The sequence below is a fragment of the Taibaiella sp. KBW10 genome (genome assembly GCF_003852495.1).
Lineage (GTDB): Bacteria > Bacteroidota > Bacteroidia > Chitinophagales > Chitinophagaceae > Edaphocola.
Genome location: NZ_QAJI01000003.1, coordinates 205,902 through 224,987, shown reverse-complemented (window position 1 = coordinate 224,987; position 19,086 = coordinate 205,902). Strand labels below are relative to the sequence as shown.

Sequence of the window (19,086 nt, the reverse complement as noted above, 5' to 3'; positions counted from 1 at the left end):
TTACAAAGTATTATATGTTAGAAACTCATAGGAAGACAATGGATGAAGCGCGTCAAGGCGAGGCTTTTGTGGGGCAACTGGATGCCAAAAAAACGTTTAATAAGCATTTTTATATAGAGAGCTACGGTTGTGCAATGAATTTTAATGATAGTGAGATTGTGGCCTCTATCTTAAATGAAAATGGTTTTGGAGCGACAAAAATTATTGAAGAAGCTAATCTTATTTTAGTGAATACCTGTTCGATCAGGGAAAAAGCAGAGCAAACCGTTAGAAACCGACTGGTACATTTTAAAGGGCTGAAAAAGAACAGACCTGAAATGTTGGTTGGGGTGCTTGGCTGTATGGCAGAGCGTTTAAAATCCAAACTTCTGGAAGAAGAAAAATTAGTAGATCTGGTTATAGGGCCTGATGCTTACCGTACACTTCCCAACCTGATAGCGGATGCAGAAACAGGGCAAAAAGGGGTGAATGTATTGTTGAGCAGGGAAGAAACCTATGCCGATATTGCTCCGATTCGTTTGGATAGTAATGGCGTGAGCTCCTTTGTCAGTATAATGAGAGGGTGCAACAATATGTGTACGTTCTGTGTGGTACCCTTTACCCGTGGTCGAGAGCGTAGCCGCGACCCTAAATCCATTATCAGAGAAGTACAGGATTTGATTGATAACGGTTATAAAGAAGTGACGCTTTTAGGTCAAAATGTGGATAGTTACTATTACAGTAATGACGATGCGAGTGAGGTAACCAATTTTGCAAACCTTCTGGAAATGGTGGCCTTGGTATCTCCCAAATTGAGGGTACGTTTTAGTACTTCGCATCCAAAAGATATTACAGACGAAGTATTGTTCACCATGAAGCAATACGATAATATCTGTAAGAATATACATTTACCCGTACAAAGTGGTTCTACAAGGGTATTACAGCTCATGAACAGGACTTATACCAAAGAATGGTATATCAAGAAAGTAGACCGTATCCGGGAGATAATGCCTGATTGTGCTATTACCTGCGATATTATTTGTGGTTTCTGTACAGAAACAGAGGAAGATCATCAGGAGACTTTAGAAGTGATGGCACATAGCAATTACGATTTGTCTTATATGTATATTTACTCCGAAAGACCGGGTACCTTGGCGGCACGTCGTTATGCTGATGATGTAGTAGACGAGGTGAAAAGCCGTCGCCTGGATGAGGTCATTGCTTTGCAAAGAAAGATGAGTGCGGCCATATTTAAAAGTGACATCGGTAAAACCTATGAGGTACTTATAGAAAACACAAGTAAGCGAAGCGATCAGCATTGGTCTGGCCGTAACAGCCAAAGTAGGGTAATTGTATTCCCGAAAGGTGACTATAATCTTCAGAAAGGAGATTATGCTACTGTCAAAGTTACCGATGCGACCAGCGGTACTTTGATTGGCGAAATTGTTGCTGTATAAACCTCTAAACCAACCAACATGGATTTACAATCAATAAAGAATAGATTCGGAATCATAGGTAATGACCCTGCATTGAACTACGCTTTACAAGTTGCCGCGCAAGTTGCCAATACCGATTTAAGTGTATTGATTATGGGGGAAAGTGGCGTAGGGAAAGAGATTTTTTCGCAGATCATACATAATCTATCCTCTAGAAAACATAATCCATTTATTGCCGTAAACTGTGGCGCGATACCGGAAGGAACAATCGATTCTGAATTGTTCGGACATGAAAAAGGATCCTTCACCAGCGCGAGCGATCAGCGTAAAGGATATTTTGAAACCGTCAATGGAGGTACTATTTTTCTCGATGAGATTGGAGAAATGCCTTTAGGTACACAGGCGCGTTTATTGCGTATGTTAGAAACAGGCGAGTTTATACGCGTGGGCTCTTCAAAAGTCTTAAAAGCAGATGTGCGTGTGATCGCAGCTACCAATAAAGACCTTCTAAAGCTTACACAGGAAGGTAAGTTTAGAGAAGACTTATACTATCGTTTAAATACCGTTCCCATAAGAGTGCCTGCATTGCGTGAGCGTCTTGAAGATATATATTTGCTCTTTCGCAAATTCGTTATCGACTTTTCGGAGCGTTATAAAAGCAATCCGATTCAGTTAGATGAAGAGGCAAAACAACTATTAGTTGCTTATCCATGGCCCGGCAATGTTCGGGAATTGAAAAATATGGCAGAACAAATATCCGTACTGTCAACCGACAAGATTGTAAACGCGGAGAAATTAAGTAATTTCTTACCTAAAGCCAATCAGGGAAATAGAATGCCCATGCTGGCCAGTGCAATGGAATCTGCACCGGTAAAATCTTATAATGCTTCCGATGCATCAAGCAGTAATACCGAAAGAGAAATACTATATAAACTGTTTTTCGATCTGAGGAAAGATTCTAATGATATTAAGCAATTATTATTCGAACTGCTACAGCAGCAGGGTACCGGTAATAGTATGCCTAAAACAAATGCGCCGATTGCAGCAGAAGGTTTTGCCATGCCGCATAGTTATGCAACGGCCAATAACCCGATGCCTGCACAGGAAAATAATTATGTCAATTATCCTGCTTCATCCGGTGCACCCGTTATCCTAAACAATACAGACGGACTAGATCTTCATGAAGAAGTGGAAGAGTCCTTATCGCTTATTGATAAAGAGAGAGAATTGATTACCAAAGCATTGCAAAAACATAAGGGGAAACGAAAAGATGCTGCACATGAATTGGGCATTTCGGAACGGACCTTATACCGTAAGATAAAAGAGTACGATATTGACGAATAAGTTATTACAGAATACCTGGAATAAGCGTATTTATACCTATATTTAAAAATCATTAAAACTTATTATTTATGCGTTGGAGAGGGGAGCGCGAAAGCGATAACGTAGAAGACAGCCGTGGCATGAGTGGAGGAGGGAAATTGGCTATAGGTGGCGGTTTGGGAACAATTATTATTGTAGTTGTCGGTTTATTAATGGGTAAAAGCCCTACGAATATTCTGGGCGATGTAATGAACAATAAGGCGCAACAAAGCTCGGGCTACGAACAAACAACAACCGTCGATCCAAACGACAGCACGACCAAAATGGTACGTGTTATTTTGGCCAGTACCGAAGATGTTTGGAGTGATGTCTTCAACCAGGCGGGAGCAACCTATCAAAAACCGAAATTGCGTATTTTTAGCGGATCAGAAGAGACTGCCTGCGGACAAGGTTCCCGTGCAATGGGGCCTTTTTATTGCCCTGCAGATGCGAAAGTATATATTGACCTTAGTTTTTGTGAAGAATTAAGAACAAAGTTCAAGGCACCCGGAAATTTTGCGGTGGCTTATGTGATTGCACACGAAGTAGGGCATCATATCCAAAACCTGATGGGGACTTCTGAAAAAGTACAACAATTAAGAGGCCGGCTTAGTGAAGCACAATACAACAAGTATTCCGTTGCTTTAGAATTACAGGCAGATTTTTATGCAGGTGTTTGGGCCAACCGGGCTCAGAAAATGCGTAATATATTAGAACCCGGCGATCTAGAAACCGCATTGACCGCGGCCAATGCAATTGGAGATGACAAATTGCAGTCTGAGGCGCAAGGATATGTAGTGCCCGATGCATTTACACACGGTACCTCACAGCAAAGAATGTATTGGTTCAAGAGAGGCTACCAAACAGGAGATCTTAATCAAGGCAATACTTTTAAAGAATTAGGATTGGCCAATTAATCGTATATCATAAAAATAAAAGACATTGTCTATCATTGTTAAAGGCTTAACACGGAAATACGGAGAACAATTAGCCGTTAATCATATCTCTTTTGAAATCGGGAAAGGCAGTATCGTGGGCTTTCTGGGGCCTAATGGTGCCGGTAAATCCACCACGATGAAAATGCTGACTACTTATGTGCCTCCTACTTCCGGAATGGCTACTGTATGTGGTTTTGATATTGAGAAAAACGTATTGGATGTCCGGAAACATGTTGGCTACCTGCCCGAAAGCAATCCCTTATACTACGATATGTATGTACGGGAATATCTACATTTTGCTGCAGGGGTGCATCAACTGAGCAATAAAAACAGTAGGGTAGAAGAGATGATTGCCATGACTGGTTTGGCCAAGGAAGTGAATAAAAAATTAGGACAGCTGTCCAAAGGATATAAGCAGCGGGTAGGTCTGGCACAGGCAATGATCCATAATCCTGATGTACTGATTCTAGATGAACCCACCAGTGGTCTGGATCCTAATCAGCTGGCGGATATTAGGGATCTTATCCTGCAAATTGGTAAAGAGAAAACAGTGTTATTATCTACACATATTATGCAGGAAGTCGAAGCCATGTGTAGTCGTGTCATTATTATCAATGACGGTAAAATTGTCGCCGATGATGCACTGGACAGTATACAACAGCATCAACACAATAAAAATACTTTAATCGTTCAGTTCAATAAAACTATAGAGGCGGCACAATTGCAACACTTATCAGGTTTAGAGTCAGTACGGGCTTTAGACGATAACCGATGGGCTTTACAAACTGCCGCACCGGATCAGTTACGTAAGGCTTTAATGCAATGGTCTCTACAGCACGATATTGCGATAGAGTCTTTACAGACAGAATCGAAAAGCCTGGAAGAGGTATTTAGAATGCTGACCTTGAAGTGATAATTCTTTTTTAAGTGATTTATTTTGTATATTCGTTAATTCTATAATTTAAAAAAACGATGATGAAAAAATCAATTATTTTCCTGGGTCTATTTACTGTTATAGCGACGACAGGAACACTTAGCCTAACAGCCACCTCTTCTTATGCAGCAGAGCAAACGACAGGTAATACCGTAACCATCGATATTATGGCTTCGTTCATACAACAGACTGGTGAAGATATAAATCCCAATGAAGCCTATGAAACTTGGATGAAATGGAGAGGCGAAAGAATGTCTGACAATGTGATTGACCTGAGGGGTATCCCTTTTATTTTTCATAGATTGTTTAATGATCTATGGGATGCAGGGTACAGATGGTAATATAAATGCTTGTTAAGCGTTGATAATAATCAGGAACACTTGTACTTTCGTATGAGTGTTTTTATTTAGAAAAAAGATATGAGAAATATTAAGGTAATCAGATATATAAGCCCCTTGCGGGAAGGTGGCTCATTGCCTGCTATTGCAGAAGGAGATGATGATTTCCTGTATGTGCTAAAATTCAGAGGCGCGGGACAAGGACTTAAAGCCCTGATTGCAGATTTTATAGGAGGTGAACTAGCCAGAGTTCTGGGCTTAAATATGCCCGAAATGGTCTTTGCAGATCTTGCGGAGGGCTTTGGGCGTACAGAACCCGACGAAGAAATTCAGGATTTGCTTAAAGCGAGTACTGGCTTGAACCTTGGTGTTCATTTTTTAAGCGGTTCTATTACCTTTGATCCTGAAATACATCAGATCGATCCGCTGGTTGCCTCAAAAATTGTATGGCTGGATGCTTTATTAATGAATATCGACCGTACGGCTAAAAATACTAATTTACTGGTTTGGAATAAAGATATATGGCTCATCGATCATGGCGCGTCCTTATATTTTCATCATAACTGGGATAGCTTGGAGAGCCTTGCTCAGAGTCCTTTTGCGATGATCAAAGACCATGTATTGCTCAGCCAGGCCAATGCATTACAAGCCGCAGCCACAGAAGCATTATCCTTAATCAATCCAGGTGTTATTGCGAAAATTATAGATATGATTCCCGAAGAGTGGCTCAGCCTTTCTGAACCGGAAAGAAGCCTGGAAGAGATTAAAAACGGATACAATCATTTCCTGCAGCAACGATTAGTACATAGTGATAAATTTGTAAAACAGGCAATTGATGCAAGACTGGCAATTATATGAGTATGCAATCATCCGCATCGTACCTCGTGTAGAACGCGGAGAGTTCATTAATGCAGGTGTATTGCTGTATTGTAAAAAAGAGCAGGTACTGATCTGTAAAACACATTTATCCATAGAAAAACTAAAGGCACTTGATCCCGAAACGGACTTAGACTTAATACAACAACATCTACTCGGCTTTGAGCGCATTGCCACAGGGGCTAAGTCTTGTAAATCGCCTATTGCAGCTCTAGATAAAGCTTTGCGTTTTCGATGGCTCAGTTCCACCCGCAGTACGATGGTGCAATGCTCACCTATTCATCCCGGTTATGCACAAGACATGGGACATGCAGTAGATAAATTAATGGCCCAATTAGTATTATGATTCCAATAGGAGTTCATAGCTAATCTGAGCGCCGGCAGCTCTTAGCGTGAAGGCAACAGAACAGTATTTGTCCAGAGACAAATCTATAGCTCGTTTTACAGGAGCTTCATCAAGGCCTGCTCCCTTCAGGGAAAAGGTTATGTGTATCTGTTGCCATAGCGCAGGCTCCTTATCCTTTTCTCTTTCCCCCTCGACCGTCACCGTATAGTCTGATACTTCCAGCTTCATCTTTCCCAAGATCATCAATACATCAATACTGGCACAACCCGCCAAGGCATGCAGCAACATAACCATGGGACTGCTCCCCGTATTATGTCCGCCCAATTCTGGTCGCACATCCATTTTTGTCACGATTCCCTGATCATCCGTAGAAGTAAACCCATAGGGGCTTTGCGCAATAGTTAATATCGTTTTCGGCATACATAAAGCAATTTTCTTTGGGTAAGATAGAAAAATATTTATGGAAAAAAATGAAAAATGTGTTTTATAATAAAATCCTGAAATGATGAATACGCAAAACCAAAATGGATACCTCGATCTTCTTTTTGAAAACAGGAATAAAAAATACGGTGCTTACGAGCTTCGTAAAAATTATAATCAACGCATGTTGAAAGCAGCTGCCATCGCGAGTTTGATGATATTCACAGCAGTGTTTCTGTCTACCATAAAAAGCAATAATAAAATAGCAATAGCTTCAACGCAACCCAAGATTACCGATACGACTACATATGTTTTAAAGAAGGTCAAAATTGAACGGCCTAAGATACAGGAGCCTGAAGTAATCACATCGCGTGGCGGTAAAACGGCAAAGACACAAGAGCATAGCACACCGACAATTGTCAAAGACAAATTGATTGATAAACCTGTTATGAAGATGCTGGATAAGGATGCCCTGGCCGGACCGGTGGATAATATAGGTTTAAAAGATGGTACCGCTATTGCGCTGGATAAAAGCCTGAATAAAGATGGCGAACCCGGTGAAGTCTTTAGCAAAAAGGGAGAAAAGAAAGAGACCGTCATTGCAAAAGAGGAGGAAACAAAGCCGATCAATGTTGCCGAGGAAATGCCGGAATTTCCTGGTGGCCTTGCTGCCTGGAAAAAGTATTTAAGTGAAAATCTGAAATACCCGCTTGCCGCCCGGGAAGCCCCGATTTCAGGATTGGTTTATGTCAGTTTTGTAGTGGCTAAAGACGGAAGCTTGTCTGAGATAAAAATAATACGTGGCATTGGAGGCGGATGTGATGAAGAAGCGGCAAGAGTGCTCGGAAGTGCTCCAAAGTGGAAAGCAGGAAAGCAAAATGGCTATGCCGTTAGTGTACGCATGACCTTACCGATAAGATTCAATTTACACTAAATTCCTGTTTCAAAAATAAATAAGACTAAAATGCCGGCGGAACATTCCGCCGGCATTTTGCATCGTTGAAATTAAAGGCACAAGTGAATATTTAACATAAATAATAGTACAAAATCAACGCGTACTCCGCTGCGACTACCTAACTTTGCGATGTTTATTCAATGGCGATACAAGCACCTTTAAATCAACATTCTATTTGTGCGAATGCCTGCTTTTTTTGTTGGTATTGAATAAATATTCATAGATCCGGGTTTTAAGGGAAATGGATACATAATCTTTAAACTTGGATTGGTGTTTTATCATATTCATAGACATTAACAGCAATAATTATGAGAGTAGTAATCGTTGGGGGAGGTTTTGCCGGGATTAATTTGGCGAAATCGCTTGCCGGAAAAGAAGACATGGAAGTGGTATTGGTAGATGTAAACAATTATAATTTCTTCCCGCCGCTTATTTATCAGGTGGCCACCGCATTTATAGAACCATCTAATATCAGCTATCCGTTCCGGAAAATGTTTCAGGGACAAAACAATATTCGGTTCTTTAACGGTAACCTGACCAAGATCAATCAAGCGGAAAATTTTATTGAAACAGATCAAGGGCGCTTAGATTACGATTATCTGGTATTGGCAATGGGTACCGAAACCAATTTTTTCGGTATGCAGAATGTACGGGAACAGGCTTTGCCACTTAAAAACATTAATGATGCGCTAAAAATCCGAAATACCATTTTACTCAATCTCGAAAAAGCATGTAGAACGACCGATCCGGTAGAAAGGCAGAAGCTCATGACCATCGTCATCTCAGGTGGAGGCCCCACTGGTGTAGAGGTGGCCGGTATGCTGGGAGAAATGGAAGGGCATGTAAAAGAAAAAGATTATCCGGAATTAAACGGTATTCACACCAGGATTTACTTAATCGATGCCGGCAATAGTTTGTTAGGCCCCATGAGTGTAAAATCGCAGCAAGAGGCCTTAAGACAATTGACCAAATTGGGCGTAACGGTGAAACTATCAGTAGCCGTAAAAGATTATAAAGATGAGGTCGTTTATTTAGCTAATGGAGAAACCATCTCAACCTATACTTTAGTTTGGGTATCGGGAGTGGTTGCCAAAGAAGCACCGGGTTTGCCTGCCGAAAGTATCGGCAGAAGCCGGCGTATTTTAGTCAATGAACACAACTTGGTTCAGGGAACGACAAACATTTTTGCGATTGGTGATCTCTGTTATCAGACGACAGATGCCGCATTTGCGCAAGGACATCCGCAACTGGCTCAGGTAGCCATTCAACAGGGAAAGCTGCTTGCTAAAAACCTGGAAAATATTAAGCAGCAGAGAGCCTTGAAATCATTTACGTACAACGATAAAGGGAGTATGGCCATCATCTCCAAATTTAAAGCGGTGGTAGACCTGCCCAAAAGCTTTATGAAAGGTTTCCTGGCTTGGATGGCTTGGTTATTGATCCATATTATGCCCATTGCCGGATTTAGAAATAAAGTGAAACTGTTTTTCAGCTGGATGTGGAGTTTTGTTACCAACGATCCTACTATACGCCTGATCATCCGTGCAGACAAGCATGAAGGTGATATACATAACTAAAGCGTTCATTAAAAAGGATCACCAATATCGGTGATCCTTTTTAATATCTGCGGTCTATAAATTTAAGTTGTTTTCTGGAGCCGTTGGGAAACTGCATACGGGCGATGCTTTCCTGGTCACAGATGTTTATCTTTGGAATAACCCTTAAGCTAGCTTGTAACCTTTGCTTTAAATTACTCATGGCCATCGCCTCAGCTACCGGTAAGTATAGGTGAAGCATCAGGTCATCCTGTCCCGTATCATCCAGCGATAACTCGATTACATACTCCCCGATAAAATCCAAGCCATTAAGCAGTTCAAAGAGGGTAGGCGGATAAACGGACGTCCCCTTGTACTTAATCATTTGTTGCTTGCGACCCGTAACCGGTCCTAAGCGCATACTCGTTCTGCCACAGGCGCAGGGCTCATAATACCCTTTACACAGATCACCGGTTCTGTAGCGAAGCAGCGGCATGCCTTCTACACCGAATGTACTAATTGTTACTTCTCCCACAGTGCCTGCCGGTACCTGCTTACCAGCTTCATCCAATAATTCTACATAAAGTAATTCGGTGTTTAAGTGCCCGCCCCGATGCTGTGTACATTCTGTAAATGCCGTTTGCATTTCGGTTGCAGCATAGGTACCGAATATGGCTATATTCCAGTCCTTTTTGATGCGTTGAAGCAGGATATTATCTTCTAAGTCTTCTGTTCGGATACTTTCCCCTATGGCCAGTACTTTTCGGGCACTCAGCGCATTCACATCAATATGATGCTCCTGGGCATAGTGGATCATCTTAAGTAAAAAAGAGGGTACAGCGACCAAAGTGCCCGACTGTAGCCGCTGCATGACTTCCAGCTGCATTTGCGGTAATCCCGGCCCCGTTCTGATGACCGATGCTTTGAGTTCCTGTGCCCCTTTATAATAAGCCATGCCCGCCATAAATTGCTTATCCAGTGTAAGCATCAGCTGTATAATATCCTGTTCCCCGACCTCCATCAGCTTAAAAGAACAGTATTCATTATAAGCAAGGCGTTCCAGGTCATTGGCCGTTAAGGCAATGGTCACAGGAGTACCTAATGTTCCGGAAGTAGCCGTATATTCTGCTATGGATGCCCTGTCTACACACAAAAAATCCCAGTTATATTGCTGGATATCTTCTTTGGAAGTAGTGGGTATTCGTTCTAAGTAAGTAAGGGATTGAATGTCTTCAATCCTAATACCATATTGGTTAAACTGTTTTTTATAAAAGGGAGAATGAACAGATACATATTGCAACAAGACCTTCAGCTGTTGCAGCTGAAAGTCTTGTTGTGCCGCTAAACCGGCATATTCAATCTTACTGTGTCTGGTCCATTTATTCATTGCCCAACATTAGGTATGCTTTGATAAAACCATCCAGATCACCATCCATAACGGGTTGCACATTACCTACCTCATAATCGGTGCGATGGTCTTTGATCATTTTATAAGGATGAAACACATAAGAACGAATTTGGGAACCCCATTCAATTTTTTTCTTATTAGCGTTTGCCGCATCTCTTACCGCATTGCGTTTTTGCAATTCAATTTCATACAACTTGCTTCGTAGCATCTGCATCGCCAGCTCTCTATTGCCCAACTGGCTTCTATCTTGCTGACACACAACAACAATTCCCGTAGGAATGTGGGTGAGCTGTACCTTTGTTTCTACTTTATTTACATTTTGTCCACCGGCACCGCCACTGCGTGAGGTTTCCATTTTAATATCTGCGGGATTGATCTCAATGTGGATTGTATCATCTACAAGGGGATATACATTTACCGAAACAAAACTGGTATGCCTGCGGGCATTACTGTCGAATGGTGAAATACGGACCAGGCGATGTACACCACTTTCGCCCTTCAGCAGCCCGAAAGCAAAAGCACCTTCTATTTGTAAGGTACAGGTCTTAATACCGGCACCGTCGCCCCATTGCCAATCTACTTCAGAAACGCTCCAGCCTTGCTTTTGTGCATACATACGATACATCCTGGCCAGCATTTCTGCCCAATCCTGACTCTCCGTTCCACCCGCACCGGCATTGATTTGCAGCATTGCGGTCAATTCATCTTCCGGTTCGTTTAAGGTCGATTTAAATTCTACATCATCGAGTATTTGTATGGCATTGTCAAAAGAAGTTCTTACCTCTTCTTCCGTTGCTTCCTGTTCTTTCCAGAAATCAAATAAAACGGCAAAATCCTCCACGCTGCTTTCCGCAGCCTGATATAATCCTACCCAGTATTTATTAATTTTCATCTCTTTAAGAATGCCTGTAGCACGGCTTTCATCTTCCCAGAAGCCGGGAGCAAGCGACAGTTGAAAATCGCTGTCTGCTTTAGCCGTACGGTCTTCTACTCTTAAAAATTGTTTCAGGTGTGCGAGCCGGTCCCGCATTAGTTTTAATTGCTCTACAGTCATTCTTATCGCTTCTCAGCGTATTTGTATTTGAGCAGCAAAGATAAAACTAAAATGGGGAAACCATCAGGATTTCAGCATTTCGATATGGGGGAGGTCATCTTCCAGGTATTCGGTACCGATCGGCACAAAGCCAAAGGAGGCATAAAAAGTTTGCAGATAGCATTGAGCGCTAATGCGCACGCTGTTTTCCTGCCATTCCTGTTCAATAAAATCCAGGGCTTTTTGAAACAGCACTCTGCCATAACCATGCTGTCTTGCAGTCGGCTTGGTCAGCACCCTGCCAATACAACATTCTGCATAGGTGACGCCCTTGGGCATGATTCTGCAATAAGCAAGTATAGCGTGTTGTTCATCTTCCAGAAACAGGTGCATGGCACCGAAATCTTTATCATCCAGATCCTGATAATAGGTTTTCTGTTCTACAATAAAGACTTCATTTCTTACTTGCAGGATTTGATACAGTTCCTGCTTACTGAGCGATTCAAAAGATTTTATTTTCCAATTCATGAAAGTACTTCGGCCCTTGTCAGCACATCCTTAATGCCATTAAATGAAAGTTTCAGGTAGTCATTTATTTTTTCGACCGGTACCCATTTCGCCTCAACAATATTTTCTTCAGCTTGCGGGATAAGGTCATAAGCATCCTTTACCGACATATGATACCAGTAGGTCGTTTTAATGATGTCCTTTTTGCGTTCAGTATATATATGATAGGTTTGGCAAATGTCTTTGCCCAGCGATACTTCTGGTAATCCGGTTTCTTCGATCACCTCTCTTATCGCGCAGTCCTTGATCTCTTCACCTTCATCCAGCTTGCCTTTGGGCAAGTCCCATTTTCCCCTTCTGTAGATCATTAAAACATCCCCTTCCGGATTACGGACCACACCACCGCCGGCAGTAATCGGCTGAAAGTAATTATTGAGTTCTTTTTGTATCGTATCTATATCTATATCTTCAATAATGATACCCGTCGACATCGGATTTTCCAGATGTTTTTTGGCCAAACGGAAATTCCGGTGAAAAGCACCGATAAAAAGATCATAGCCTTTACTTACGGGAAACTGTTGCCTGTATTGCTCTACAGAGTTTGTAAGGATAAGCGGTTTATTGTTGATATATATTTTTTGTATATAGTACATATAGCGAAGGTAAGCGGAATTATTTAAATATTTCGGTTAATTGACGTAAGTTTGCGGCATGAGTACTGCTACTATTTTTGCTGAAAAACTACTACAAATTAAGGCATTAAAATTGAATGCTGATGAACCGTTTACCTGGGCTTCCGGTTGGAAATCGCCGGTATATTGTGATAACCGCAAGCTGCTTTCCTTTCCGCATGTGCGTGATTATGTAAAAAGCGAGTTGGCCAATTTGATCCTGGATCAGTTTGGCGATGCGGAATCTATTGCAGGGGTGGCTACTGCGGGTATTCCACATGGTGCCTTAGCGGCAGACCTGTTACGTTTACCTTTTATCTACGTGCGTTCCAAACCCAAAGGACATGGCTTAGGCAACCAGATAGAAGGTGTCTTAGAACCGGGACAAAAAGTAGTGGTTGTAGAAGACCTGATCTCTACGGGAAAAAGTAGTTTAGAAGCAGTAGAGGCATTACGCCAGGCGGGTGCAGATGTGATTGGATTGGCAGCCTTGTTTACCTATGGTTTTGCCGAAGCGGAAATCGCTTTTGAAAAAGCCGGTGTACCTTTCTTTACCATTAGTAATTATAATGCTTTGACAGAAGTTGGCATTAAACAAAATATTATTTCAGAAGAACAATTAGATCAATTGCTGCAATGGCGCGAAAGCCCGGCTACCTGGCGGCAATAATATTCTTCTTGAATACCACATATAAGCGTTACGAAATATTAGGCAACAAATATTCGTAACGCTTTTTATATGGCCCTGTCAGCAGCTTAACTACTGACAGCATTCTTTGCTTTAGGCCGCAATTTTATTTAACTGGTTGAGTATGGCAAGCCTGATATTGCGCTTGGCCAGTTGGGGTACATTGATTTTATTCCCGTTTTTCTGTACGGCAATCAATAATAGCTGCACTTCTTGCGCCGCAATCGATAGCATTTGCACATAACTCAGCAGGTCGTTATTAAATTCACTGATAATCGTACTCATCAAATCGGAATAATTATCGATTTGCGGTACTTCTTGAATACCAATATGTTGGCTTGCGTTATAATTGAAGGTTGCGTTCATAATCCTTGTTTTTTTATTTAGAATACAAAGAAATGACCCACCTACGCCAAGCTGTGACGTAGTATTTTATCCTTTTAATAAATTTATTGCAGATTTTGTTTTGTATAGCAAAAATTATATATTTAGTAAATATTGTACACTAAATCAAATGAACTATGTTTAAAGTAGGAGACCAATTCAAGCAACCCTTCAGCTATACACAAGAAGAAGTAGACATGTATGCAAAAGTGAGTGGCGATACCAATCCTTTGCACATTGATGAGCAAGCAGGAAAGGACAGTATCTTTGGAACGAGAATAATCCATGGCTTTTTAGGAGCCAGTATTTTTACCCGTATTTTCGGAACATTATGGTATGCCGAGGGAACGGTATATATGGCGCAAAGTATGAAATGGATGAGACCCATGTTTGTTGGAAAACAATATGAAGGGGTGATCACGGTGAAGGAAATTTTTCCGGATAAAAACAGAGCTACTTATGTATGTGAAGTATTTGACCTCGCTTCAGGAGAGCAAACCATCGCTGGTGAAGCCACTTTGATGAATAAGAAACAATATGTCTGGTAAGATAATTCCTTATAATTAAGGTATAAAAAGAGCGCGGTCAACATCTGACCGCGCTCTTTTTATACCACTTCTATTACTTTCAATTATTCTTTTACGACCTTCCGGATGATTACATAATCAATGCCGTTATACCGGATCGTCAACTTAAGATGATAAATACCCACAGCATATTGACGCAACACTATGCTCATCTTATTATTCCGGACCGTATATTGCTCCATCACCTGGCCAATATTATTAATAAGTTGCAGATCACTTAATTTTCCCTTCGAAACATCAATATATACGATATGGCTTGCCGGGTTAGGATAGACTTGTAAGCCTAATTCGGTTGCCAACTGATCAATACCCGTGCCTTTATTAGACACCACAATTGAGCTTGAGGTATATGCGGTATCCGTATAACATCCTGTTACCTTTAACGTTGCACGTATTGTATCCGGATTGGCTGCTGCCGGTCTTGTATACGTATTTACAGGACTATTGGTAGTTTGTACCAATATCCCGTTTGCATACCATAATAATTGATACGCAGTTGCATTCGTAACATTGGCTGTATATATGATCGGGTTGCCGATTGTTGCATTGGAAGAGGGGTTCGCCGTAAGGCTCACCGCAGCGGTTAGGGTTGGATTTACAATTGCTGTAATGTTATTACTGTTTGCCGTAGTCGTTGCCGCACAAGTGGCATTACTGGTCAGTGTACAGCTGATTACATCGCCATTGGCCGGTACATAAGCAAAAGCATTGCTGTTAGTGCCAGAGTTTGCACCGTTTACTTTCCACTGATATGCAGGGCTGGTTCCTCCGTTCGTTGCTGTTGCCGTAAAGTTCATCGTTTTACCCGCACAAATATTATTATTCGTGACTGCCAGCGTTATCTGCGGCGTAACACTACTGCTTACAATCGCCGTAATGCTGCTACTGGTTGCCGTTGGACTAGACAGGCAATTTGCGTTGCTGGTTAACACACAAGTCACCACATCGCCATTTGCAGGTACATAACTGAAGGCATTACTGTTTGTACCCGAGTTGGCCCCGTTTACTTTCCATTGATAGCCTGGTGCAGTACCGCCATTGGTTGCTGTTGCGGTAAAGTTCATTGTCGTACCAGCACAGATATTATTATTGGCAGCGGCAATACTTATACTAGGGGTTACACTACCGGTTACAACAGCGGTAATACTATTACTGTTTGCCGTTGTTGTTGTGGCGCAGGTAGCATTTCCGGTCAGGGTACAGGTAACAAGGTCTCCGTTGGCCGGCACATAGGAGAATGTGCTGCTGTTTGTACCTGAGTTAGCACCATTTACTTTCCATTGATAGCTTGGTGCAGTACCGCCATTGGTCGCGGTTGCGGTAAAGTTCATTGTCGTACCAGTGCAGATATTATTATTAGCAGCAGCAATATTTATTGTAGGGGTTACACTACCGGTTACAACCGCGGTAATACTGTTGCTGTTTGCCGTTGTTGTTGTGGCGCAGGTTGCATTTCCGGTCAGGGTACAGGTAACAAGGTCTCCGTTGGCCGGCACATAGGAGAATGTGTTGCTGTTTGTACCTGAGTTAGCACCATTTACTTTCCATTGATAGCTTGGTGCAGTACCGCCATTGGTCGCGGTTGCGGTAAAGTTCATTGTCGTACCAGCACAGATATTATTATTGGCAGCGGCAATACTTATCGTAGGGGTTACACTACCGGTTACAACCGCGGTAATACTGTTACTGTTTGCCGTTGTTGTTGTGGCGCAGGTAGCATTTCCGGTCAGGGTACAGGTAACAAGGTCTCCGTTGGCCGGCACATAAGAGAAGGTGCTACTGTTAGTGCCCGTATTTGTTCCGTTTACTTTCCATTGATAGTTTGGTGCCGTACCGCCATTTGTCGCGGTTGCGGTAAAGTTCATTGTCGTACCGGAACAGATATTGTTATTAGTTGCGGCCACTGTAATCAGAGGTGTTACACTATTGGTTACAGTTACGGTAATGGCATTGCTGGTATCACTGGTGTTGGTCAGGCAAGTCAGGCTGCTGGTGACCACACAGGTGACCACATCACCATTGCTTGGCGTATAAGAAAAAGAGCTGTTATTAGTGCCCGAGTTGGTCCCGTTTACTTTCCATTGATAGCTTGGAGCTGTTCCGCCATTGCTAGCTGTAGCCGTAAATGATTGAGCACTTCCGGAGCAATTGGTACTGGTTGTGGAACTGATGGTAGCTACAGGTGCGTTATACCCTACAATTACGGTAAAATCTTCTACCTGACCATAGACAGGGTTGGCACATGCCGTTAAAGGAGCACTGCCGCTGTTGAAATCAGAGGCAATCCGCATTCTAAGCGGCGTACAGGACACTGCGGTTGATGGTACTACAATATTGGCTGTAGCCAAGGCGCCACCGGTGGTGGCAAAAATGGCCATAACGTTTTCGCCGGCCTGGAAAGTTCCGTCATTATTCCAGTCGATCCAGGCATACGTCTTTTCCGGGTTAGCTGCTCCGGTACCAATGGAGAGGGTATAGGTATTCCCGGCAGTTACATTGGCTACCTGCTGGTTTTTCATACAGCCATTAGTCGTATTATCTATATAGAATTGGTGAAAATCGTTGGTATATCCGGTACTGTAATAGCTCAAATTCGCAAAACTAACATTGCGTGGTCCTACATCCGCGGTATTCATATTGGTAATGGCATTAGGAACACAGGCAAGTGCCGGGGCGGCAATATTTGTAGCGGGCGAACTTCCGGGAGCTAGACCACCTAAAGAAGTCAGTAAAGATCCTCTGAAGTTGATCAGCTGAAAGATCAGCCGGTCTTTTTGCCCTGCACTAAAGCGGTTAGGACAGGAACTGTAGTTCATTATATTATATACTACAGGAGTATAGGGGTTATTTGTACAGGTATTGGTTCCTGTAGGACAACCTGATACCAAAGCATGTGGATCTGTATCACAGACCATATCGCCATCAGCGACACAGTTTGCGTTGCCCGGGCAGACTGTTGGACCGGAAGAGCCTTCAAAGGTATGATACAGCCCAAAAGAGTGCCCTAATTCATGTGCAATTGCCCATTGGGTCTGGTCGTAACGCAGTACGACACCATCAATATCGGAACCAACTCCGGGAAAGTAAGCGTAACCGGCCACACTACCACCATTGGCAGCGGCACCTTGTATACCGGTTACAATCCATATATTCATGTACATATCATTGCGCCAGTTGCTTAACGCTTTTACCGAGGTTTCAGGGGCGCCTTGTGTAGCCCCTTGCATGCGTACACCATAGGTGGTATAGCCGGCCAAACTGCTTCCGTCAACCCTGTTGACCCCGGTTGTGGCCTGACAGGTGGGTGTACGTTGTGCCAACACAAAGCGAATAGGAATATTGACGCCACCGCTACCTACCGCCGGATTGGCCGGTAACGTTGCTGCATAGACGGCGTTCAGATAATCTACCAAACCCTGGATCGTTGCATCAGATGGGTTTTGGGGAGTACCTATCGCCTGGCCGGTATGAATGATGTGGAATACAATGGGAACCTGGTATTCCGGTCCGTTAGGACCATTGATTACAAGTGCAGCGGGGTTATTCTTACCCTGCATATTATGGTTGATCCATTGTTGCTTTTGTAATTCCAAGGATTTTGCAAACTGGGGATCAATATTTTTTTGGTATTCATTTGCTTCCGTAGCGGCGCAGCGGTGCTCCTGTGCATGGGTGCCGTACAGGAAAAGTGACAGCGTAATTATGAGTGAAAATATTTTTTTCATATATTTATTAGTTAAAGGTGGTCGCAAATATACTATAACTATTGGTATATAATTTATATATGTTCTATTTATTTTTGGCTATTGGCGATGAAGTATTTAGATGTAAAATAGCCTAAAGGTGATTGGTATAGCGACACGAAAAAAGCCGTTCTAAAATAGAACGGCTTTATATATATCCGAAAAATGTTTAAGTTAGATTTTGAAGTGGGCGAATGCTTTGTTTGCTTCAGCCATACGGTGTGTATCTTCTTTTCTTTTGAAAGCAGCACCTTCACCTTTTGCGGCAGCAACGATTTCATTAGCTAATTTATCGGCCATTGTTTTACCGTTACGTTCACGGCTAAAACGGATCAACCATTTCATAGATAAAGAAATTTTGCGATCTGGACGAACTTCAGAAGGGATTTGGAACGTGGCACCACCAATACGACGGCTACGTACTTCTACTGCAGGCGTTACATTTTGTAATGCTTTTTTCCAAATTTCATAACCTTCTTCGCTTGTTATTTTAGATACTTTATCCAAAGCATCATAAAATATAGTGAAAGCAGTTGTTTTTTTACCTTCCCACATTAAAGTGTTTACAAAACGGGTAACTAATTTATCATTAAACTTTGGATCTGGAGCCAAAGGTAATTTCTTCGCTTGTTGTTTTCTCATTTTTTTAATTTTTACATTTACTACAGGCTGTTACTTCAAGATTAAAATAAACTTTACTCAGCTGTAATAACTAATTGAATTATTTTTTAGCTTTTTCTTTTTTCGTACCGTATTTAGAACGGGATTGTTTACGATCTTTCACACCTGCAGTATCTAATGCACCACGTACAATGTGATAACGTACACCTGGTAAATCTTTTACACGACCACCACGAATCAATACGATACTGTGCTCTTGTAAGTTGTGACCTTCACCCGGGATATAAGCAATAACCTCAATTTTATTAGTCAAACGAACTTTAGC

At 42.1% G+C, this 19,086-nt stretch carries 20 protein-coding genes; 11 read left to right on the top strand and 9 right to left on the bottom strand.

What is annotated here, in order from left to right:
• Positions 1 to 14: 14 nt before the first annotated feature.
• The 7 genes from miaB to DBR32_RS05260 all read left to right on the top strand — a co-directional run bounded on the left by miaB (position 15) and on the right by DBR32_RS05260 (position 6,209).
• Positions 15 to 1,436 (top strand): tRNA (N6-isopentenyl adenosine(37)-C2)-methylthiotransferase MiaB, encoded by a 1,422-nt coding sequence (gene miaB / locus DBR32_RS05290; protein WP_124635263.1) that lies wholly within the window; start codon positions 15 to 17, stop codon positions 1,434 to 1,436.
• Positions 1,437 to 1,454: 18 nt separating this feature from the next.
• Positions 1,455 to 2,759 (top strand): sigma-54-dependent Fis family transcriptional regulator, encoded by a 1,305-nt coding sequence (locus tag DBR32_RS05285; protein ID WP_124635262.1) that lies wholly within the window; start codon positions 1,455 to 1,457, stop codon positions 2,757 to 2,759.
• A gap of 68 nt (positions 2,760 to 2,827) precedes the next feature.
• Entirely contained in the window at positions 2,828 to 3,694 is an 867-nt protein-coding gene (locus DBR32_RS05280) for a neutral zinc metallopeptidase (protein ID WP_124635261.1), read from the top strand.
• Positions 3,695 to 3,719: 25 nt separating this feature from the next.
• Complete coding sequence (gldA, locus tag DBR32_RS05275) at positions 3,720 to 4,628, top strand: gliding motility-associated ABC transporter ATP-binding subunit GldA (protein WP_124635260.1); 909 nt, start codon at positions 3,720 to 3,722, stop codon at positions 4,626 to 4,628.
• A gap of 59 nt (positions 4,629 to 4,687) precedes the next feature.
• Complete coding sequence (locus DBR32_RS05270; protein ID WP_124635259.1) at positions 4,688 to 4,990, top strand: hypothetical protein; 303 nt, start codon at positions 4,688 to 4,690, stop codon at positions 4,988 to 4,990.
• A 78-nt stretch (positions 4,991 to 5,068) separates the two neighbouring features.
• Positions 5,069 to 5,845 (top strand): HipA family kinase, encoded by a 777-nt coding sequence (locus DBR32_RS05265; protein ID WP_124635258.1) that lies wholly within the window; start codon positions 5,069 to 5,071, stop codon positions 5,843 to 5,845.
• Positions 5,823 to 6,209 (top strand): DUF3037 domain-containing protein, encoded by a 387-nt coding sequence (locus DBR32_RS05260; protein WP_124635257.1) that lies wholly within the window; start codon positions 5,823 to 5,825, stop codon positions 6,207 to 6,209. Before DBR32_RS05265 ends, DBR32_RS05260 begins: the two co-directional genes overlap by 23 nt.
• Here DBR32_RS05260 and DBR32_RS05255 read toward each other — a convergent pair.
• Positions 6,204 to 6,629 (bottom strand): OsmC family protein, encoded by a 426-nt coding sequence (locus tag DBR32_RS05255; RefSeq protein WP_124635256.1) that lies wholly within the window; start codon positions 6,627 to 6,629, stop codon positions 6,204 to 6,206. The two genes, DBR32_RS05260 and DBR32_RS05255, sit on opposite strands and share 6 nt — an antisense overlap.
• 82 nt (positions 6,630 to 6,711) lie before the next feature.
• Between DBR32_RS05255 and DBR32_RS05250 the strand changes: the two genes are divergently transcribed.
• Positions 6,712 to 7,563, top strand: coding sequence for an energy transducer TonB (locus DBR32_RS05250; RefSeq protein ID WP_124635255.1), 852 nt, complete (start codon positions 6,712 to 6,714; stop codon positions 7,561 to 7,563).
• A gap of 329 nt (positions 7,564 to 7,892) precedes the next feature.
• Positions 7,893 to 9,161, top strand: coding sequence for an NAD(P)/FAD-dependent oxidoreductase (locus DBR32_RS05245; RefSeq protein WP_124635254.1), 1,269 nt, complete (start codon positions 7,893 to 7,895; stop codon positions 9,159 to 9,161).
• A 40-nt stretch (positions 9,162 to 9,201) separates the two neighbouring features.
• Here the strand turns inward: DBR32_RS05245 and DBR32_RS05240 are convergent, their stop codons facing one another.
• The 4 genes from DBR32_RS05240 to DBR32_RS05225 form a co-directional block, all read right to left on the bottom strand.
• Positions 9,202 to 10,506, bottom strand: a complete 1,305-nt coding sequence (locus DBR32_RS05240) for a phenylacetate--CoA ligase family protein (protein WP_124635253.1) — start codon at positions 10,504 to 10,506, stop codon at positions 9,202 to 9,204.
• Entirely contained in the window at positions 10,499 to 11,581 is a 1,083-nt protein-coding gene (prfB, locus tag DBR32_RS05235; protein ID WP_124635252.1) for a peptide chain release factor 2, read from the bottom strand. Before prfB ends, DBR32_RS05240 begins: the two co-directional genes overlap by 8 nt.
• A gap of 63 nt (positions 11,582 to 11,644) precedes the next feature.
• The gene (locus DBR32_RS05230) at positions 11,645 to 12,088 is read right to left on the bottom strand and encodes a GNAT family N-acetyltransferase (protein WP_124635251.1); all 444 of its coding nucleotides are present in this window, start codon (positions 12,086 to 12,088) and stop codon (positions 11,645 to 11,647) included.
• A complete protein-coding gene (locus tag DBR32_RS05225; RefSeq protein ID WP_124635250.1) occupies positions 12,085 to 12,720 on the bottom strand; it encodes an NUDIX hydrolase in 636 nt (211 codons plus the stop codon). Before DBR32_RS05225 ends, DBR32_RS05230 begins: the two co-directional genes overlap by 4 nt.
• A gap of 58 nt (positions 12,721 to 12,778) precedes the next feature.
• Here DBR32_RS05225 and pyrE point away from each other — a divergent pair, with 58 nt between their 5' ends.
• Positions 12,779 to 13,408, top strand: a complete 630-nt coding sequence (gene pyrE / locus DBR32_RS05220; RefSeq protein WP_124635249.1) for an orotate phosphoribosyltransferase — start codon at positions 12,779 to 12,781, stop codon at positions 13,406 to 13,408.
• A 111-nt stretch (positions 13,409 to 13,519) separates the two neighbouring features.
• On the opposite strand, the gene DBR32_RS05215 is transcribed toward pyrE, so the two are convergent.
• The gene (locus DBR32_RS05215; RefSeq protein ID WP_124635248.1) at positions 13,520 to 13,792 is read right to left on the bottom strand and encodes a hypothetical protein; all 273 of its coding nucleotides are present in this window, start codon (positions 13,790 to 13,792) and stop codon (positions 13,520 to 13,522) included.
• Positions 13,793 to 13,947: 155 nt separating this feature from the next.
• Here DBR32_RS05215 and DBR32_RS05210 point away from each other — a divergent pair, with 155 nt between their 5' ends.
• Complete coding sequence (locus DBR32_RS05210; RefSeq protein ID WP_124635247.1) at positions 13,948 to 14,358, top strand: MaoC family dehydratase; 411 nt, start codon at positions 13,948 to 13,950, stop codon at positions 14,356 to 14,358.
• 83 nt (positions 14,359 to 14,441) lie between these two features.
• On the opposite strand, the gene DBR32_RS05205 is transcribed toward DBR32_RS05210, so the two are convergent.
• The 3 genes from DBR32_RS05205 to rpsL form a co-directional block, all read right to left on the bottom strand.
• Positions 14,442 to 18,122: a GEVED domain-containing protein gene (locus DBR32_RS05205; protein ID WP_124635246.1), complete on the bottom strand. Its 3,681-nt coding sequence runs from the start codon at positions 18,120 to 18,122 to the stop codon at positions 14,442 to 14,444.
• A gap of 192 nt (positions 18,123 to 18,314) precedes the next feature.
• Positions 18,315 to 18,782, bottom strand: coding sequence for a 30S ribosomal protein S7 (gene rpsG / locus DBR32_RS05200; protein ID WP_124635245.1), 468 nt, complete (start codon positions 18,780 to 18,782; stop codon positions 18,315 to 18,317).
• Between the two features lie 79 nt (positions 18,783 to 18,861).
• On the bottom strand, positions 18,862 to 19,086 hold a 225-nt coding region (rpsL, locus tag DBR32_RS15705; protein WP_233559667.1), incomplete at its 5' end, for a 30S ribosomal protein S12.

What these genes read in the sequence shown, in the direction of transcription:
- miaB (WP_124635263.1), top strand. Translation starts at nt 15, where the DNA reads ATGTTAGAAACTCATAGGAAGACAATGGATGAAGCGCGTCAAGGCGAG.
- DBR32_RS05285 (WP_124635262.1), top strand. Translation starts at nt 1,455, where the DNA reads ATGGATTTACAATCAATAAAGAATAGATTCGGAATCATAGGTAATGAC.
- DBR32_RS05280 (WP_124635261.1), top strand. Translation starts at nt 2,828, where the DNA reads ATGCGTTGGAGAGGGGAGCGCGAAAGCGATAACGTAGAAGACAGCCGT.
- DBR32_RS05270 (WP_124635259.1), top strand. Translation starts at nt 4,688, where the DNA reads ATGATGAAAAAATCAATTATTTTCCTGGGTCTATTTACTGTTATAGCG.
- DBR32_RS05265 (WP_124635258.1), top strand. Translation starts at nt 5,069, where the DNA reads ATGAGAAATATTAAGGTAATCAGATATATAAGCCCCTTGCGGGAAGGT.
- DBR32_RS05260 (WP_124635257.1), top strand. Translation starts at nt 5,823, where the DNA reads ATGCAAGACTGGCAATTATATGAGTATGCAATCATCCGCATCGTACCT.
- DBR32_RS05255 (WP_124635256.1), bottom strand. Translation starts at nt 6,629, where the DNA reads ATGCCGAAAACGATATTAACTATTGCGCAAAGCCCCTATGGGTTTACT.
- DBR32_RS05250 (WP_124635255.1), top strand. Translation starts at nt 6,712, where the DNA reads ATGATGAATACGCAAAACCAAAATGGATACCTCGATCTTCTTTTTGAA.
- DBR32_RS05245 (WP_124635254.1), top strand. Translation starts at nt 7,893, where the DNA reads ATGAGAGTAGTAATCGTTGGGGGAGGTTTTGCCGGGATTAATTTGGCG.
- DBR32_RS05240 (WP_124635253.1), bottom strand. Translation starts at nt 10,506, where the DNA reads ATGAATAAATGGACCAGACACAGTAAGATTGAATATGCCGGTTTAGCG.
- prfB (WP_124635252.1), bottom strand. Translation starts at nt 11,581, where the DNA reads ATGACTGTAGAGCAATTAAAACTAATGCGGGACCGGCTCGCACACCTG.
- DBR32_RS05230 (WP_124635251.1), bottom strand. Translation starts at nt 12,088, where the DNA reads ATGAATTGGAAAATAAAATCTTTTGAATCGCTCAGTAAGCAGGAACTG.
- DBR32_RS05225 (WP_124635250.1), bottom strand. Translation starts at nt 12,720, where the DNA reads ATGTACTATATACAAAAAATATATATCAACAATAAACCGCTTATCCTT.
- pyrE (WP_124635249.1), top strand. Translation starts at nt 12,779, where the DNA reads ATGAGTACTGCTACTATTTTTGCTGAAAAACTACTACAAATTAAGGCA.
- DBR32_RS05215 (WP_124635248.1), bottom strand. Translation starts at nt 13,792, where the DNA reads ATGAACGCAACCTTCAATTATAACGCAAGCCAACATATTGGTATTCAA.
- DBR32_RS05210 (WP_124635247.1), top strand. Translation starts at nt 13,948, where the DNA reads ATGTTTAAAGTAGGAGACCAATTCAAGCAACCCTTCAGCTATACACAA.
- DBR32_RS05205 (WP_124635246.1), bottom strand. Translation starts at nt 18,122, where the DNA reads ATGAAAAAAATATTTTCACTCATAATTACGCTGTCACTTTTCCTGTAC.
- rpsG (WP_124635245.1), bottom strand. Translation starts at nt 18,782, where the DNA reads ATGAGAAAACAACAAGCGAAGAAATTACCTTTGGCTCCAGATCCAAAG.